This is a genomic window from Pseudomonas sp. TE3911 (assembly GCF_054062775.1).
In genome coordinates this window covers 4,704,707-4,721,757 of the sequence record NZ_JBSSFP010000001.1, presented here as the reverse complement: position 1 = coordinate 4,721,757, position 17,051 = coordinate 4,704,707, and the positions used below count along the sequence as shown (strand labels likewise).

The following is a 17,051-nucleotide window of genomic DNA, read 5'->3' as shown; positions in this document are numbered from 1 at the left end:
GGGGGAACGCCCCTGGCCATTCAACCCCTGCAATGTCGGTTTGTAACCTGTCAGAACTCACAGGTGGGGTCAGCTTAACCATTGCCCCTGGCGTTTGAGCTGCCAGGTGATGACCCCCAGTGTCAGGCTGCGCAGGGCCATGAACAGTAGAAAAGTGATCCACAGTCCGTGATTGCCCAAACCTTGCAGCGCCCAGGCGAACGGCAAGCTGAGCAGCACCGTCAGTAGCATCCCATTGCGCATTTCTCGCGCGCGGGTGGCGCCGATAAACAGACCGTCCAGCAGGTAACTCCACACCGCAATCAGTGGCAGCAGCGCCAGGTAAGGCAGGTAGGTGTCAGCGGTGTCGCGCACGCTGGGGATATCGGTCTGCATGGCGATAAACAGGTGCCCGGCAAAGCTGAACAGCAGCGCAAACCCGACGCTGGCGATCAGCGACCAGCCACCGGCGACCACCAATGAGCGGTGCAGCGACTGGCGGTCGCGGGCGCCGATGGCGTGGCCGCAGAGGGCTTCGACCGCGTGGGCCAGACCGTCCAGCGCATGCGCCGTCAGCAGCAGGCCGTTAAGCAGCAAGGCATTGGCAGCAACGGTGGCATCCCCCAGCCGCGCGCCTTGCACCGTGATCATGAAAAACACCGATTGCAGCGCCAGGCTGCGGATAAAGATGTCGCGGTTGACGGCCAGCAATGGGCGCCAGCTTTGCCACACTTTCAACGCGGCCCAAGCGATATGGCCTGGATAGGCGCGCATGGCCTTTTGTGTGAGCGCCAGGCCGAGCAGGGCGCCGGTCCATTCGGCGATGACAGACGCTCTCGCTGACCCGACGACCCCCCAATCCAAACCGAGTACGAACCACAGGTTGAGAGCGATATTCACCAGGTTAGTGGTCAGCAGAATTGCCAGCGGCGCACGGGCGTTCTGTGTGCCGAGGAACCAGCCGACCAGCGCATAAGTGGCCAGGGCTGCGGGCAGGCCGAACAGGCGCGTGTGGAAGAAGTCGCGTGTGAGCTGATTCAGCTCGGGGGAGGGCTGCATCCATTCCAGGGCGAGGTGGCTCAGGGGGATGCCCACGGTGCCCAGCAGCATCGCCAGCCCCAGTGCCAGCAACAGACCTTGCAGCAGGATTTGCCGCAGTGCCGCCCCGTCATTACGCCCTGCAGCCTGCGCGGCAAAACCGGTAGAGCCCATGCGCAGAAAACCCATGGCCCACGCGAGAAAGGTATACAGGCTGGCCCCGACGGCCACGGCGCCCAGTTGATGGGCATGGGGCAGGTGGCCGATGACCATGCTGTCGACCAGGGCTACCAGCGGCACCGAGATGTTCGACAGAATCATTGGCGCGGCAAGGGCCCAGACGCGTCGATGGGTAGGGCGGTGGCGCCAGTCGGTGAGTAAGGTGGGCATGCAGGCTCCTTGGGGGAGCGGCATTGTAACCGTCCAGTAGCTACGCAGCAGAACCAATGTGGGAGGGGGCTTGCCTCCGATAGCAATAGATCAGCCAGCCTATCTGTAGCTGACCCACTGCTGTCGGGAGCAAGCCCCCTCCCACAGTTTGATCTCCAGTGGGTGTGGGAACTGGCTTGGCTTGAGCCGATCGAGAACCAAACCACCCTCCGTCGGTCAATGTGACCAGCGCCACATCGGCTTCGCCGGCACTGATATATAGTTCACCCCTCGGTTCCCTCTGACTACGAGTGCCCCATGCTTAACAAAGGATTGTTCCTGGCCTGCGCGCTGGCCCTGCTGAGCGCCTGCGATTCCTCCGATAAACCGGCTACGCCGCCCGCGCCTACAGTGGCGGCAGCGCCGAAACCGGCCAAGGCGGCGGTGGATGTACCAGCGCTCAAGCAGCGCTACGCCGGGCGTGAGTTGAGCGTGGTGGACGTGTCCGAGGTTCAGTTGGACGGGGCCAGCACCTTGTCGGTGAGTTTTTCCATTCCCTTGGACCCCGATCAGACATTCGCCGACAAGCTCCATCTGGTGGACAGCAAGTCGGGCAAGGTCGATGGCGCCTGGGAGCTCTCGGATAACCTGATGGAGCTGCGCCTGCGCCACCTTGAGCCGCAACGCAAACTGGTGCTGACGGTCGACGCCGGTGTAAAGGCGGTCAACGACAATACGCTCGCCGCCGAGTACATCGCCCGCCTGGAAACCCGTGACCTGCAAGCCACTGTCGGCTTTGCCAGCCGTGGCACCTTGCTGCCGACGCGCCTCGCTGAGGGCCTGCCGGTGATCGCGCTGAACGTCGACAAAATCGACGTTGAATTCTTCCGCATCAAGCCTGAATCCCTACCGTCATTCCTGGCGCAGTGGGGGCGCAACACCAGCCTGCAAAGTTATGAATCCCGCGAACTGCTGCCGCTGGCGGATCTGGTCTACGGCGGCCGTTTCGACCTCAATCCGGCGCGCAACACCCGCGAAACCCTGTTGCTGCCGATCGCCGGCCTCAAGCAATTGCAACAACCGGGCGTGTACCTGGCGGTGATGCGCGCGTCGGGCACCTACAACTATTCGCAACCGGCGACGCTGTTTACCCTGAGTGATATCGGGCTGTCGGTGCACCGCTATGCCAATCGCCTGGATGTGTTTACCCAGGCGCTGGAAGGCGGCAAGGCGCTCGATGGCGTGGACCTGGAAGTGCTCGATGCCGATGGCCGCGTGTTGGGCCAGGGTAAGACCGAGAAGGGCGGCCACGCTGAGTTGCCGTTGCCGAAAAAGGCCCAGGTCTTGCTCGCCAAGCAGGGCGAACAGACCAGCCTGTTGCGCCTCGACAGCGCCGCGATGGACCTTGCCGAGTTCGACATCGGCGGCCAACCCTCGCACCCGTTGCAGTTTTTTGTGTTCGGCCCACGCGACCTGTATCGCCCCGGCGAAACCGTGCTGCTCAACGCCCTGCTGCGCGACAAGGACGGCAACGCCGTCAAGCCGCAACCGGTGAGCGTCGAGGTACGTCGCCCGGATGAACAGGTCAGCCGCAAATTCGTGTGGGATGCTGACGCATCCGGCCTGTATCAATATCAACTGCAACTGGCCGGCGAAGCACCGACCGGGCGCTGGCAGTTGGTGTTCGACCTGGGTGACGGTAAACCGCAGCTGTATGAATTCCTCGTCGAAGACTTCCTGCCCGAGCGCCTGGCGTTGGAACTCAAGGGCAGCGACACGGCGCTGAGCCCGGCGGATAACCCGGTCATCCAGATTAACGGTCGTTACCTGTACGGCGCGCCTGCGTCGGGTAATCGGGTCAGCGGGCAAGTGTATGTGCGGCCGCTGCGCGAAGCGGTCAAGTCGCTCCCTGGTTATCAGTTCGGCTCGGTCACCGAAGAAGAACTGAGCCAGGATTTCGAACTGGACGAAAGCGTCCTCGACGCCAAGGGCCAGGAAAAACTGACCCTCGAAAGCAAATGGGCCGAAGCTAAATCCCCCTTGCAACTGATCGTGCAGGCCAGCCTGCAAGAGTCGGGCGGTCGGCCGATCACCCGTCGCCTGGTGCAACCGATTTGGCCGGCCGAGCAACTGCCGGGCCTGCGCGGGCTGTTTGACGGCACCGAAACCAATGGTGATGGCCCGGCGGAATTCGAAGTGCTGCTGGCCAATCAGGACGGGCAGAAACTCGCCGCGCAAAACCTTAAGGTGCGCCTGGTGCGCGAGCGCCGCGACTATTACTGGAACTACTCCGACAATGACGGCTGGAGTTACCACTACAACGAGAAATTCCTCAACCTCGACGAACAGACCCTGAATATCAAAGCTGGCGACGCCGCCAAGGTCAGCTTCCAAGTGGAGTGGGGGCCGTACCGCGTCGAAGTCGAAGACCCGCAGACCGGGCTGATCAGCAGCCTGCGTTTCTGGGCCGGTTATCAGGCCCAGGACAACACCGAAGGCGGCGCCGTTCGGCCCGATCAGGTCAAGCTGGCGCTGGATAAACCGGCCTATGGCGACGGCGACACCGCCAACGTCACCGTGACGCCGCCCGCTGCCGGTAAAGGCTACTTGCTGGTGGAGTCCGCCGAAGGACCGCTGTGGTGGCAGGAAATCGACGTACCGGCCGAGGGCAAAAGCTTCGCCGTGAAGCTCGACCCGAAATGGTCGCGCCACGACCTGTACGTGAGCGCCCTGGTGATTCGCCCCGGCGAGCGCAAAGCCAACATCACCCCCAAACGCGCAGTGGGCCTGCTGCATCTGCCGCTCGATCGCACCCAGCGCAAGCTTGGCGTGACCCTCAGCGCGCCGGAAAAAATGCGCCCCAAACAACCGCTGACGGTGAAGATCGCCGCCAAAAACGCCGACGGCAGCGTGCCGAAACAGGTGCATGTGCTGGTGGCCGCCGTGGACGTGGGCATCCTCAATATCACCGAGTATCCGACGCCCGATCCGTACTCCAGCCTCTTCGGCCGCAAGGCCTATGGCGTGGACCAATTCGACATCTACGGCCAGTTGATCGAAGCCGGGCAGGGCCGTTTGGCCAGCCTGGCGTTCGGTGGCGACGCCGCGCTGGCCAAGGGCGGCAAGCGCCCGGACACCAGCGTGACCATCGTCGCCCTGCAAAGCGCGCCGGTGACGTTGAACGACAAAGGCGAGGGTGAAGTCAGCGTCAATATCCCTGACTTCAACGGCGAGTTGCGCCTGATGGCCCAAGCCTGGAGCGATGACCGTTACGGCATGGCCGAAGCCAAGACCGTGATTGCTGCGCCGCTGATTGCTGAACTTTCAGCGCCGCGCTTCCTCGCCGGCGGTGACCAGACCACCTTGGCCCTGGACCTGTCGAACCTGTCGGGCAAGGCGCAGAAACTCGATGTGCAATTGAGCGCCGAGGGGCAGTTGGAATTGGTCAACACTGCCGCGCAGACCGTTGAGCTCAAGCAAGGCCAGCGCACCACCCTGCGCATCCCGGTGAAAGCCTGGGGCGGGTTGGGCAAAGGCAAGGTGAAAGTGACAGTCAACGGACTGGATCTGCCGGGTGAAAACCTGCCGCCGTTCAGCCGTGAGTGGACCTTGGGCGTGCGCCCGGCCTATCCCGCGTTGCTCAAGCATTACCGCGCAGTGCTTAAAAGCGAACCCTGGAGTTTGCCAGCCGGCACCCTGGATCAGTTCGACACCTCCGGGCGCGAGGCGCTCTTGAGCCTGTCGAGCCGGCCGCCGCTGAACCTCGGCGCACAGATCTCGGCGCTCAAGGCTTACCCGTATGGTTGCCTGGAGCAAACCGCCAGCGGCCTGTACCCGTCGCTGTACGCTGACGATGCCTTGCTCAAGCGTCTGAGCATCAAGGGCGAGCCGGATGCCGAGCGCAAGCGCAAGATCGAGCTGGGCATTGAACGCCTGCTGGGCATGCAGCGCTACAACGGCAGTTTTGGTTTGTGGGGCGCTGACGGTGAAGAGGAATATTGGCTGACGGCCTACGTCACCGACTTCCTGCTGCGCGCCCGCGACCAGGGTTTTGCCGTGCCGCCTGAAGCCTTGAAAAAGGCCAGCGAGCGCCTGCTGCGGTATGTGCAGGAGCGCAACCTGATCGAAGTCGACTACAGCGACAACGCCGAACACACACGCTTCGCCGTGCAGGCCTACGCCGGCATGGTGCTGGCGCGCAGTCAGCAGGCGCCACTGGGGGCGCTGCGCAGCATTTTCGAACGGCGCAGCGATGCGCGTTCCGGGTTGCCGCTGGTGCAGTTGGCCATTGCCTTGCAGAAGATGGGCGACCAGCCACGCGCGGACCAGGCCTTGCAGGCTGGCTTGGCAGCCCAACGTAGCGCCAAGGAATGGCTGGCCGACTACGGCAGCCCGCTGCGGGACCAAGCGATGATCCTGGCGTTGCTGGAAGAAAATGACTTGGCCAAGGGCAAGCGTGAGGAGCGTCTGTTCACGTTGTCGGATCAACTGGCTGCCAGCCCGTACCTGTCGACCCAGGAGCGCAATTCACTGTTTCTGGCGGGGCGGCTTGGGTTTGCCAAGCCTGAGGCGAACTGGCAAGTGTCCCTCACCGGCAGCGGCGGTGTGCACGAGTTGAACAACCAGCAGTCGACGTTGGCGCTGGAAGGCAACCTGCTGTCCAGCGACCTGAGCCTGAGCAATCAGGGCGAAACTCCGGTGTACCAGCAACTGACGATCTCGGGTTACCCGCAAGTGCCCCCGGCACCGGGTGGCGACAACCTGAGCATCCGCCGCGAATACCTGGGCATGAACGGCCAGCCGCTGAACCTGCGCAACCTCAATAGCGGCGACCTGGTGCTGGTGCACTTGGCGGTCAGCGCCAAGCAGCGTGTACCGGATGCCTTGGTGGTCGACCTGCTGCCCGCGGGCCTGGAGCTGGAAAACCAGAACCTGGCCCAGAGTGCCGCCAGCTTGGAAAACGCCAGCAGCCAAGTGAAGGAATGGCGCGAGTCGATGCAGAATGCGGCGCTTAAGCATCAGGAGTTCCGCGATGATCGCTACGTGGCGGCGATCAACCTGGACGGCGATGGCACCACGCACCTGCTGTACCTGGCGCGTGCGGTGACTCCGGGCACCTATCGCGTGCCGCCTCCGCAAGTGGAGTCCATGTATCGACCGAACTGGCAGGCGGTGGGAGAGACCCCGGTGGACTTGGTCATTAAGGGTCGTTGAAGAAGCAATGTGGGAGGGGGCTTGCTCCCGAGAGCGGTGGGTCAGTTGCCAGATGCATTGACTGAAACACTGCTATCGGGAGCAAGCCCCCTCCCACAGGCGATTGCTGACCGTCCTGGCTTAGTGCACGACCCAACTAAGCAGCCAAAGGCCCAGCAGCAGCCAGATAATCCCCATGATGATCGACGCCCGCATAAACGCGCGTACTGCCGAGTACAGCAGCATCAGGCCGACGATCAGCGTGATGATGCTGATAATCGACGTATCCATGCCCAAGGTTCGGGACAGGCCTTCGACAAAGTTGCCCCCGGCATGAGTCAGGGCCCCGAATAATCCGCTGAGGCCGTCGACGATAAAACGGATGATGGAACCGAGCGCCTGGCCCAACCATTCGAAAAAGCTTTCTACCTGCATGTGCATGTCCTGATAAGAGGTGGGCGTGTCTGTGCCTTTGGTTGTTAATGCAACAGGCTAGTTCCCTACCAGCATAGAGGTTTGCCCGTTTGAATTTGCGTTTAGTTGCCCGCTGGACCCTGGCGACCCTTCTGTTGGTGATTGCCCTGCTGTGGCTGGCCGACCGCATCTGGCCGCTGCCCCTGCCCAAGGACGACTTGGCGCGGGTGGTGCTGGCCGAGGATGGCACACCCTTGTGGCGGTTTGCCGATGCCAATGGGGTGTGGCGCTACCCCGTGCAAACCGGTGAAGTCTCGCCGTATTACCTGGATGCCTTGCTCACCTACGAAGACCGCTGGTTCTACCAACACCCTGGCGTAAACCCGTTGGCGTTGGTGCGCGCGACGTGGCAGAACCTGACCGGCGCGCGGGTAGTGTCGGGCGGCAGCACCTTGTCGATGCAGGTCGCCCGTTTGCTCGACCCGCATTCGCGCACCTTCCATGGCAAGTTGCGTCAGCTGTGGCGCACGGCGCAGTTGGAGTGGCACCTGTCCAAGGAAGAGATCCTCAACCTCTACCTGAACCGCGCGCCGTTTGGCGGCACGTTGCAGGGCGTGGCGGCGGCCAGTTGGGCGTACCTGGGCAAATCCCCTGCGCAATTGACCCATGCCGAAGCGGCCTTGCTCGCGGTACTGCCACAGGCGCCGAGCCGCCTGCGTCCAGATCGGCATCCGCAGCGCGCCCAAGAGGCTCGGGACAAGGTCTTGCGCCGCCTCGCCGAGTTCCAGGTATGGCCGCAATCGGCGGTCGACGAAGCCCTTGAAGAACCGCTGCTACTTGCCCCGCGTCTGGAACCGAGCCTGGCGCCCTTGCTCGCTCGCCGCCTGAACCGCCCCGACAGCCCGCCGCTGATCCGCACGACCGTTGACGCCACCCTGCAACGCCGCCTCGAAGATCTGTTGCTGGGCTGGCGCGCGCGGCTGCCGGAGCACACTTCGGCGGCGATCCTGGTGGTGGAAGAGGAAACCATGGCGGTGCGGGCTTACCTGGGTTCGGTGGATATCAACGACGCCAGGCGCTTTGGCCATGTGGACATGATCAGCGCGCTGCGCTCGCCGGGCTCGACCTTGAAACCCTTTCTGTATGGCATGGCCCTGGATGATGGGTTGATTCACTCCGAATCGCTGTTGCAGGACGTGCCCCGGCGGTATGGCGATTATCGACCGGGCAACTTCTCCATGGGGTTTACCGGCGCGGTGCCGGCGAGCACTGCGTTGTCCAGCTCCCTTAACCTGCCGGCGGTGCAGTTGCTGGAAGCCTACGGGCCCAAGCGGTTTGCCGCCGAGATGCGCATCGGCGGTGTGCCCTTGGCATTGCCCGCGCTGGCCGAGCCGAACCTGGCGCTGATCCTGGGCGGCGCGGGCAGCCGTCTGGAAGATCTGGTGGGCGGTTACAGCGCCTTCGCCCGGGACGGCAAGAGCGCCTCTATCCGACTACAGCCGGACGACGCGCTGAGAGAGCGGCCAATGCTGTCGCCGGGCTCTGCCTGGATTGTGCGGCGCATCCTCAGTGGGCAAGCGCGGCCGGATCGCGACCCGCGTGCCGAGTTGGTGCAGCGCCCGGTGCTCGCCTGGAAAACCGGCACCAGCTATGGCTTTCGCGATGCCTGGGCGATTGGCGTGGGGCCGCGTTACCTGATTGGCGTGTGGATCGGCCGACCGGACGGCACGCCCGTGCCGGGCCAGTTCGGCTTGGCGTCAGCGGCGCCACTGATGTTGCAGGTGCACGACGTGTTGACCAACCGCGACAGCCAGCGCGGCATCAGCGCGCCAGTCAAACCGGTGCCGGCCAACGTCGGCGTGGCGGCGATCTGTTGGCCGCTGGGCCAGCCCATGAGTCGCAGCGATCCCAATTGCCGCCGCCAACGCTTCGCCTGGACCCTGGACAACACCACGCCGCCGACCTTGCAGGCGTTGGATCAACCGCTGAGTGTGGGGTTGATGGAAAGCGTCTGGGTCAATGCCAAGGGCTTGCGGGTCGATGCTCATTGCCCCGGCGCAGTCGCCAAGCCTATCGCCCTGTGGCCAGCACCGCTGGAACCTTGGCTGCCAAGGGCCGAACGCCGTGAAGCACGCATCCCAGCCGCCGACGCGGATTGCTCGCCGCCGGCGCTGGCCGCGTCTTCACCGTTGTCCATCGTCGGCGTGCGTGAAGGCGACCAATTGCGCCTGCCCGCCGCCAGCCAACAAGCCCTGCGTCTTAAAATCTCCGCCTTGGGCGGCAGTGGTCGACGGTGGTGGTTCCTTAATGGCGCGCCGTTGGGCGACAGCGCCAATCAGGACTTTATCAATGCCAGTTTCGAGCGACTGGGCCGCTATCAATTAAGCGTGCTCGATGAGGCGGGGCAGACGGCCAGGATTGAGTTCAGCGTGGTGGATTAACTTGCCTTCTCTGAATTTCCGCCGGAAGCTACACACCTTCAGGAGCCCCTCCCATGAACCTCGAACACCTCACCGAACGTCTGCACCGCATCCGCGATACCAACGACTGGAAGCAGTTCCACAGCCCCAAAAACCTGGCCATGGCTGCCAGCGTGGAAATGGCCGAGCTGGTGGAAATCTTCCAATGGCTGACCGAAGACCAATCTCGCCAGTTACCCGCTGACAAACTCGCCCACGCCGGCCAGGAAGTCGGCGATATCGTGCTGTACCTGCTGCTGTTGTGCAGTGAGCTGGGCCTGGACATGAATGAGGTGGTGCGCGCCAAACTGGCTGACAGCGAACGGCGGTTTGCCCATGAGTGATCGTCATTTCGACCAGTTGGCTACACGCTTTGCAGAGAAAATCTACGGCGGTGCCAAAGGCGCAATCCGCCTTGCGGTGCTTCAGGCCGACATGGCCGAAGCCCTGCCGGAACGCCCGTTGCGCGTGCTGGATATCGGCGCAGGCCTGGGGCATATGTCGCTGTGGTTGGCCGAGCGCGGCCACCTGGTGACCCTGGCCGAACCCGCCGAGCCGATGCTTGAGGGTGCGCGCCAACGCTTCGCCGAGGCCGGGCAAACGGCGACCTTTATCCAGGCGCCCTGGCAAGACCTGCTTGGCCAGCTCACCGAACCTTACGATCTGGTGCTGTGTCACGCGGTGCTGGAATGGCTGGCCGAACCCCATGCGATCCTGCCGGTGCTGCACCAGCTGACCGTGCCCGGTGGCTGGCTGTCCCTGGCGTTTTACAACCGTGATGCGCTGATTTATCGCAACCTGCTCAAAGGCCACTTCCGCAAAATGCGCAAGAACGACATGGCCGGCGAAAAGCAGAGCCTGACCCCGCAACAGCCCCTCGACCCCCGCGAATTAGCGGCGCAACTCGACGGGCTTTGGCAGGTCGAAAGCCAAAGTGGTGTGCGGGTTTTTCACGACTATATGCCGGTGGAATTCCAGGCCCGCGCGGATTTACAGGACCTTGTAGAGATGGAACTCGCTCACCGTCGTCACCCAAGCTTTGCCGGACTTGGGCGTTATTTGCACTGGATCTGCCGTCCGGTTTAAGCGGCCCAGCCTGCGGAGGTCGAAATGCGTCGTCTCTGTTTGATTTTGTTATCCCTTGGGCTGGGCGCGTGCTCCAGCCCTAACCCTTATGTGGCGGCTTCTGCGCCCATGCCACCGGCGCCGGCCCAGGCAGCCACTACGTTCGATGCCAGTGCGTACCCTGCGCCGGTACGCGACTACGGGGCCTACCGTAATTGGGCCTGGCGCAACGGCCAACTGCCGGGCGGGCTCGGCATGGGCTGATTCGGCGCAGATTGCCGAAGCCGTCAGCGGCGCCCTCGACCAGCGTGGCCTGCGCCCTTTGCACGACAACCGGGCGCCCGACCTGCTGGTCAGCGCGGATGTGCGCCTTGAGAAGCGTCTCAAGCAAGTCCAGGACGATTATGGCTACGGTTACGGCGGCTATAACCGCTACGGCAATGGCTATGGCATGTACAACTCGGCGCCGATCGTGCGCACCTACGAGGTGACGGTTGCGGTGGTGCGGGTCAACCTGTTTGATGCCCGCAGCGGTCAGCCCGTGTGGAGCACCAGTGCCGAAACTGCCAGCCAGGGCAGCCTGAGCGAACGTGCTGACGCTTTGCGCCAGGCCGTGCAAAAGGCCATGACCGCTTACCCGCCCAGTTAACCGCTATTCTCATTTCAAGCGCAGTTCGCTCTTTGGAGAAAACCATGTTTCGTCGCATCGCTATGCTCGCTTTTGTCGTGCTGCTGGGCGGTTGCCAGACCAACCAGGTCAACCACGATTTTGACGCCAGCCGAGACTTCGGCGCCTACCGCAACTGGGCCTGGAAAGATCCGGCCCTGCAATACCGCCCAGATGATCCACGGATCAAGAGTGACCTCACCGAACAACGCATCCGCCAGGCGGTAGGCGAGCAACTCGACCAACGGGGCCTGCGCCCAGCCGCAGCGGGCACCAAGGCTGACCTGATCGTTCAGGCCTACCTGATCGTCGAAGACCGCCAGCAACAAGTCACCACCAATTACGGCGGCGGCTGGGGTGGCCCGTGGAACGGCTACTGGGGTGGGCCGATGTACAACGAAACGCGCAACATCACCTACAAAGTGGCGACCATCCAGATCGACCTGCTCGATGGCAAGGACGGCAAACTGGTATGGCGCGGCAGTGATGAACATATGATGGGCAGCACGCCCAACCCACAGGACCGCAACAACGCGATCCGCACGACGGTGACGCACATCCTCTCCAGCTATCCGCCGCACTGACTTCAGCCGCCGCGATTTGTGGCGCTTGGCCAGCGCACATTCCAAGCCTTGTCTACACTCCACAGCACCTACGGAGAGTAAGCGCTAAGGAGTGCTCGATGTCTCCCGGACTTCGTTGCAGGCAGCGTGGTGCGATCGGCTTGATGGCGGCCTTGACGCTCGGTTTGGCGTTGGTCTTCTTACTGCTGGTGGTCGACAGCGGGCGGCTCTATCTCGAAAAGCGCAAGTTGCAAGGCATTGCCGACATGGCCGCGCTGGAAGCTGTCCAGCGCAATGGCGATTGCCTGGCCGCGAACAACAACACCGCCACCACCTATGCCGGCGCCAGTGCGGTGCGCAACGGCTACATCATTCCCCCCGCCAATGCACTGGACGTGCGCTGTGGTTCGTTGACCACGGCGGCTTCGAATCTAAGGGTGTTTTCCGCAGATGCCACCAAGCGCGATGCGATTCAAGTGATCGCCTCGCGCCCGGTGTTGACCAGTGTCGCCGGTGGTATCTGGTCGATGTTCAATGGCGGCGCCTACAGCCTGACCACCCTGTTGACGGCCAAGGCCGTGGCCGCGCCGAAGATTTTGCCGCCCCAGGCACAATTGACGATCAAGTCCACGTTGGTGACGGTCAACTCTACCGATTCCGCCGCGCTGAACCTGCTGTTCGGCAAGTTGTTGGGCGGTAACCTGTCGCTCGATGTGGCCGGTTGGCAGGGGTTGGTGGACACCAATCTCAACCTGTTGAGTTACCTGAACCAGTTGGCACTGAACGTGGGTGTCCAGGCGGGCAATTACGACGAGTTGCTGGCCAAGAACCTCAAGCTCGGTCAACTGATCGATGCGGCGGTAACCGTGCTTCAAACCGGGTCGGATACCGCGACGGTGGCCGCCTCAGGGCTTACGAAGATCAATGCATTGGTGGGCAATCTCGACGTGACGCTGGGCAGCCTGTTGCAATTGCAGACAGGGGCTGTGTCCGCCGGGCTTAACACCACGTTGAACGCGTTCCAGCTGGCTGAGGCTTTTGTGCAATTGGCCAACAAGAAGAACGGGGTGGTGGCTGCGGTGCCTGTGACCATTCCCGGTGTGACGGCGAATCTCAAGCTCAAGGTCATTGAGCCGCCCATACTGTCCGCGATCGGTGACCCCACCTATGCCAAGAATAAAACCGATGCGAGTACGCGGATTTATGTGCGCACGGCGCAGGTAAGCCTGGGGCTGACAGTGACGCTGCCGGTACTCAACATCCCTGCGGTGAATCTGGTTGTGAACGGCTTGGTCGCTCCGCTTACGGACGTGCTGAACAATTTGCTCAGCCTGAACCTGGCCGGGACTGTCAGTTCGCTGCTGTGTGCCGTGGGAGGCGTTCCTTGTCAGACCACAGACTTGAGGCTGCTGTCTTCCGCCACTAACCCGCCGGTTCCCAGTGTGGATGTGATTCTTGAGCTGGGCATTGCTGAAAGCTATGTCACAGGGTTTACCTGCGCGAGTGACGCGACCAAAACGCTGACCACCCAAACCAATGCGTCGGTGGTGAGCATCAAAGTCGGCCAGAGCCCTACCCTGATCGATTCACTGGGAGCCAGCCCGCCGCTGGCGGCCGTGCCACCGCTGCCGGTGATCGATATCGGCGCGGTGACGTGCCTCAAGCCGCTGCTCGGGCTCGGGCCCACCGTCTGCGATTACCCTAATCGCAAAGCGTTTTATGGCGGGGGGATTGGGATGCTTATCGACCCCAGCGTGGGCTCAGTGACTTCGGCGGGTGGCGCTTACACCTACAACCAGCCACCGGAGATCAAGCAGCCACCGCTCTATCATTCGCTATCGACTGCTAGCCTGGTGACGTCCCTCGGACAGGCTTTGCAAACAGGGCTGAAATTCCAGGTTTACAAGCCCACGGGGTTCAATCTGCTGGGCGGGTTATTGGCAACCAGTGCAACGCTGCTTAACGATTTGAATAGCACGCTGGGCAACGTCATCGGCGCTGTCCTTAGCCCAATTGTCGACCCGCTGGTAAACGGCTTGCTGTCCACCTTGGGCATCAACCTCAACAAAGTTGAAGTCGGCGCCAACCTCAGTTGCAGACCCCACGGGCAAGCGGCATTGGTGCTTTAAGCCTCCACGATCGGTAACTCCACACAAAACCTGGCGCCTTCTGCGCCGTTGACGACGCTCAGCCGGCCGCCCATGTTTTCCACAATTCCGTAGCTCACCGACAACCCCAGCCCCGTGCCCACGCCAATCGGCTTGGTGGTGAAGAACGGCTCGAAAATCCGTTCCAGCAGGCGAGGGTCAATACCGCCGCCGTTGTCCTCGACCCAGATCCGCACGTGGCGGCTGTCGTGCTCGCAATGCAGTGCGATCCATGGACGCAGGGCCGGGTTCTGTTCGCGATTGCTCAGCAGTGCATCACGGGCGTTGACCATCAGGTTGATCAGTACTTGTTCCAACTGATCGACGTAGCCTTTGACCTGCACGGTGAAGTCCACCGGGGTGACGCGCAGGTCCATGCCTTTGCCCTTCAAGCCTTCGCTGAGCATCGACAGCGTGCCCTCCACCGCCTGTGCCGGGTCGAAGGGCTGCTGCTCGATTTCCGAGCGGCGCCCAAACACCCGCATATGGTCCACCACCCGCGCCGCGCGCAGCACTTGGGCGTCGATGCGCTGAAGTTTTTCGGTGAGGTAATCGACGTCTGCGTTGCCGCTACTCAGGCGCTTGAGCACGTTGACGATGGCCATGCGCATCACGTTCAGCGGTTGGTTGATTTCATGCGCCAGGCCCGTGGCCATTTCGCCGAGGGTGGCCATCTTGGCGCTTTGGGTCAGCTGTTGCTGGGAGCGGCGCACTTCCGTGTTATCCCGGCCTACGGCTTGCACTTCCACCAGCGCGCCGCGCTCATCAAACACCCCGCGGTCCGACCAGACCCACCAGGCATGCTCGCGGCCAGGCAGTTCCAGGCTGATTTCGGCGGTGCTGACCGGGAACTCCGGAGTCAGTTGGTTGATGCGCTGCTCAAAGGCTTGGCGCTGCTCTACCGACAACCAATGCCCCAGGTTCATCCCCGGCAGCTGCGTGGGCAAACATTCCAGATAGTTGGCCAGGGGGGTGTTGCCGAAGGTCAGCGTCAGGTCTGGTCGGTAGCGGCAGATCATGGCCGGGGAGTCTTCCACCAGGATGCGATAGCGCTCTTCGCTCTTTTTGATCTGTTCGGCGGCCAGGGTCGCTTCGGTGACGTCCAGCCATAGCCCGACGGCCTCTACCGGTAGACCCAGTTCATCGCGCAGCAGCTTGGCTTCGTCGAGCAACCAATGGTCTACGCCGTGTTTATCGCGAACGCGGTAGCGGCTGCGCACGTTGCCTTCGCGAAGCAGTTGGCGAGTTCGCTCGAAGTAGAGGTCACGGTCATCGGGATGAATCCATTCGATAAGACTGGCCGGCGTGCATTCTTCGAGGGTGCGGCCGAGTAGAGGCAGCAGGCTGTCGCTGAAAAACAGCGGCTGCAGGGTGCCTTCGACATACCGTTGTACGTAGATGATTGCCGGTGAGCTGGCGATCAGGTTGTCCAGCCTTGCGTGAGCGGCGGCGGCCTGATGCTGCTGGTTTTTTATATCGCTGATATCCAGCATGAAGCCGATCAGCCGCCGTGTGCTTCCCACCCCTAAAGCTTGGCCTTGAACGCGGTACCAAAGGGGGGTTTGTGCGGCGTCCATACGATGCAGACGTACGCTGGTGGACACCGGTTTGCTCGCTGTCTGCAAGTCTTGCAGGCGACTGGCGAGCTCCTGGCGGTCAGCGGGGTGGATCAGCATCAGCCACTCTGTCAGGGCCATGCGCGGGGTGCTGTGGTTGGGGCTCAGGTGCTGTAACAACTGGGGTGCCAGCTGGATCTCTTCAGTGTCTGGTTGGAGTTCCCACCAACCGGTGCCCAGTAACCCCTGCAACGCTTCCAGCCGGTCAAGTTGCTGCTGATGACGCTGCTCGCGAAGGCGGCTGAGTAATGGGGCGGCGATGGCGGCGGTCAGTTGTAGCCAGTCACGGTCACTGGCCTTTTCTTCGCCGCGATAAAACCCGCAAAGCAGCCAGGCGGCAACGCCATGGTCGTCACGGTAGGGCACCAGGAAGCCTGCGGCATTGTTGAAAATGCCCTGCAAACGCGGGTGCTCGCTGTGGCCATGGTTCAGGGTCAGGTTCAAGGGGGTCTTGCCGTCGAGGCTGTCCAGCGCGGTTCCCAGGGGCTGTCCGTCGTGCCACAGGGCCGGTGCATCGTGTGCGCGATAGTGGCTGTGGATCAACCAACCCTGCTCCTGGCTATCGAGCAGGGCAATGGCGACACAGGGAATCTGCAAGCATTGCGCAATGCTTTGCAGGTTGTCTTGGAGTTCCTCGGGCAGGCGCGCCAGGCTGCAAACCCACAGTCGCTCACTGATCTGGGCACTCAGGTACTGATTCTGTTCGCGGGTTTCAGCTTGATTGCGGTGGGCAATCAAGTCGCCGATGTCGAGCAGTTGTAATACCCAGCCATCACCTTGAGGTTGAATCCAGCCTCGGGTTTGCAGGACGCGCCCCGCATGCGCCTTGAAATCCAGGTCCAGGGTTTGTCCTTGCCAGTCGCCGGGGCAGCCCTCGATCACCACGGCGCTGTGGGCATCTACATAGTCCAGCAGTGGCATCGGTTGTTGCGGGTCGGTTGTTTTCGCCAAGCGATGGCGCAGCGCGCCGTCGGTTTGCAGCACGCGACCCTGATTATCCAGATAAATGTGCAGGCCGGCGTTCGCGGGGGCGTGTGCTGGCGAAGCAGAGATACCCGGAGGGCGGCCCAGGAGTCGATCGAAAAACCTTTCCCCCGAGTTCAAAACTGCAGGCTCGCTTGGGCCGAGAGCGTCGTAGGCAAGTTGGGCACAGTGCCGAAGCCCGGCAGGACCAGGAAGGGCAGAACGCTCTTAAGGTTGTCGGAGGGGTAATTGATTCGTACGGTCAGCATCCCGGTGCCCGAATAGTCTGCTGTGACATAGGCCGGTACGAATTTGAAGGCCGGCGGCAGCCACTGCAATTGCGCCTGGGCGGCACTGATCGCGCGGGTTTTCAGCGCATCGGTGTAGCCAGGCGTCGTAGGGTCAAGCGCCACGCCGCGTCTTACACCTTCTGCCGTTGCCTGGTTGAACGATTGCAGCAGCAGTAACGGCAGGCTGTAACTGACCAAACCATAAAACACGGCAAAAAAAATCATGAATACCATCGCGAACTCAAGCGCGGCGGCACCTTTCTGTTTTCTAGGGAGGCCCTTTTTCAT

General features: G+C 62.3%; 10 protein-coding genes and 1 pseudogene. 7 read left to right on the top strand and 4 right to left on the bottom strand.

Going from position 1 to position 17,051, the window contains the following annotated elements; genetic code table 11:
• Positions 1-69: 69 nt before the first annotated feature.
• Positions 70-1,407 carry an MATE family efflux transporter gene (locus tag ACVWXD_RS21510; RefSeq protein ID WP_260367356.1) on the bottom strand — a complete coding sequence of 446 codons (1,338 nt, stop codon included), beginning with the start codon at positions 1,405-1,407 and terminating at the stop codon, positions 70-72.
• Between the two features lie 297 nt (positions 1,408-1,704).
• Between ACVWXD_RS21510 and ACVWXD_RS21505 the strand changes: the two genes are divergently transcribed.
• Positions 1,705-6,600: an alpha-2-macroglobulin family protein gene (locus ACVWXD_RS21505; RefSeq protein WP_457371308.1), complete on the top strand. Its 4,896-nt coding sequence runs from the start codon at positions 1,705-1,707 to the stop codon at positions 6,598-6,600.
• A 120-nt stretch (positions 6,601-6,720) separates the two neighbouring features.
• Here ACVWXD_RS21505 and ACVWXD_RS21500 read toward each other — a convergent pair whose 3' ends face one another.
• Positions 6,721-7,014 carry a hypothetical protein gene (locus ACVWXD_RS21500; protein WP_032887145.1) on the bottom strand — a complete coding sequence of 98 codons (294 nt, stop codon included), beginning with the start codon at positions 7,012-7,014 and terminating at the stop codon, positions 6,721-6,723.
• A gap of 89 nt (positions 7,015-7,103) precedes the next feature.
• Between ACVWXD_RS21500 and pbpC the strand changes: the two genes are divergently transcribed.
• The 6 genes and pseudogenes from pbpC (at position 7,104) to ACVWXD_RS21470 (ending at position 13,876) form a co-directional block, all read left to right on the top strand.
• Positions 7,104-9,434: a peptidoglycan glycosyltransferase PbpC gene (pbpC, locus tag ACVWXD_RS21495; protein ID WP_401382892.1), complete on the top strand. Its 2,331-nt coding sequence runs from the start codon at positions 7,104-7,106 to the stop codon at positions 9,432-9,434.
• Between the two features lie 53 nt (positions 9,435-9,487).
• Positions 9,488-9,796 (top strand): MazG-like family protein, encoded by a 309-nt coding sequence (locus tag ACVWXD_RS21490; protein WP_003188211.1) that lies wholly within the window; start codon positions 9,488-9,490, stop codon positions 9,794-9,796.
• Complete coding sequence (locus tag ACVWXD_RS21485; protein ID WP_181644405.1) at positions 9,789-10,538, top strand: methyltransferase domain-containing protein; 750 nt, start codon at positions 9,789-9,791, stop codon at positions 10,536-10,538. Before ACVWXD_RS21490 ends, ACVWXD_RS21485 begins: the two co-directional genes overlap by 8 nt.
• 24 nt (positions 10,539-10,562) lie before the next feature.
• Positions 10,563-11,166: pseudogene (locus tag ACVWXD_RS21480) on the top strand (DUF4136 domain-containing protein).
• Between the two features lie 44 nt (positions 11,167-11,210).
• Entirely contained in the window at positions 11,211-11,768 is a 558-nt protein-coding gene (locus ACVWXD_RS21475) for a DUF4136 domain-containing protein (RefSeq protein ID WP_181644404.1), read from the top strand.
• Between the two features lie 98 nt (positions 11,769-11,866).
• Positions 11,867-13,876 carry a pilus assembly protein TadG-related protein gene (locus ACVWXD_RS21470; protein WP_457371307.1) on the top strand — a complete coding sequence of 670 codons (2,010 nt, stop codon included), beginning with the start codon at positions 11,867-11,869 and terminating at the stop codon, positions 13,874-13,876.
• Here ACVWXD_RS21470 and ACVWXD_RS21465 read toward each other — a convergent pair.
• Positions 13,873-16,614 (bottom strand): ATP-binding protein, encoded by a 2,742-nt coding sequence (locus ACVWXD_RS21465; protein WP_457371306.1) that lies wholly within the window; start codon positions 16,612-16,614, stop codon positions 13,873-13,875. The genes ACVWXD_RS21470 and ACVWXD_RS21465 overlap by 4 nt on opposite strands.
• Positions 16,611-17,051 carry a TadE/TadG family type IV pilus assembly protein gene (locus ACVWXD_RS21460; RefSeq protein WP_032887137.1) on the bottom strand — a complete coding sequence of 147 codons (441 nt, stop codon included), beginning with the start codon at positions 17,049-17,051 and terminating at the stop codon, positions 16,611-16,613. The genes ACVWXD_RS21465 and ACVWXD_RS21460 overlap by 4 nt, the downstream gene beginning before the upstream one ends.

Bases quoted from the DNA above. Each gene is read 5' to 3' on its own strand.
- ACVWXD_RS21510 (WP_260367356.1), bottom strand. From the start codon at position 1,407: ATGCCCACCTTACTCACCGACTGGCGCCACCGCCCTACCCATCGACGC.
- ACVWXD_RS21505 (WP_457371308.1), top strand. From the start codon at position 1,705: ATGCTTAACAAAGGATTGTTCCTGGCCTGCGCGCTGGCCCTGCTGAGC.
- ACVWXD_RS21500 (WP_032887145.1), bottom strand. From the start codon at position 7,014: ATGCAGGTAGAAAGCTTTTTCGAATGGTTGGGCCAGGCGCTCGGTTCC.
- ACVWXD_RS21490 (WP_003188211.1), top strand. From the start codon at position 9,488: ATGAACCTCGAACACCTCACCGAACGTCTGCACCGCATCCGCGATACC.
- ACVWXD_RS21485 (WP_181644405.1), top strand. From the start codon at position 9,789: ATGAGTGATCGTCATTTCGACCAGTTGGCTACACGCTTTGCAGAGAAA.
- ACVWXD_RS21475 (WP_181644404.1), top strand. From the start codon at position 11,211: ATGTTTCGTCGCATCGCTATGCTCGCTTTTGTCGTGCTGCTGGGCGGT.
- ACVWXD_RS21470 (WP_457371307.1), top strand. From the start codon at position 11,867: ATGTCTCCCGGACTTCGTTGCAGGCAGCGTGGTGCGATCGGCTTGATG.
- ACVWXD_RS21460 (WP_032887137.1), bottom strand. From the start codon at position 17,051: ATGAAAAAGGGCCTCCCTAGAAAACAGAAAGGTGCCGCCGCGCTTGAG.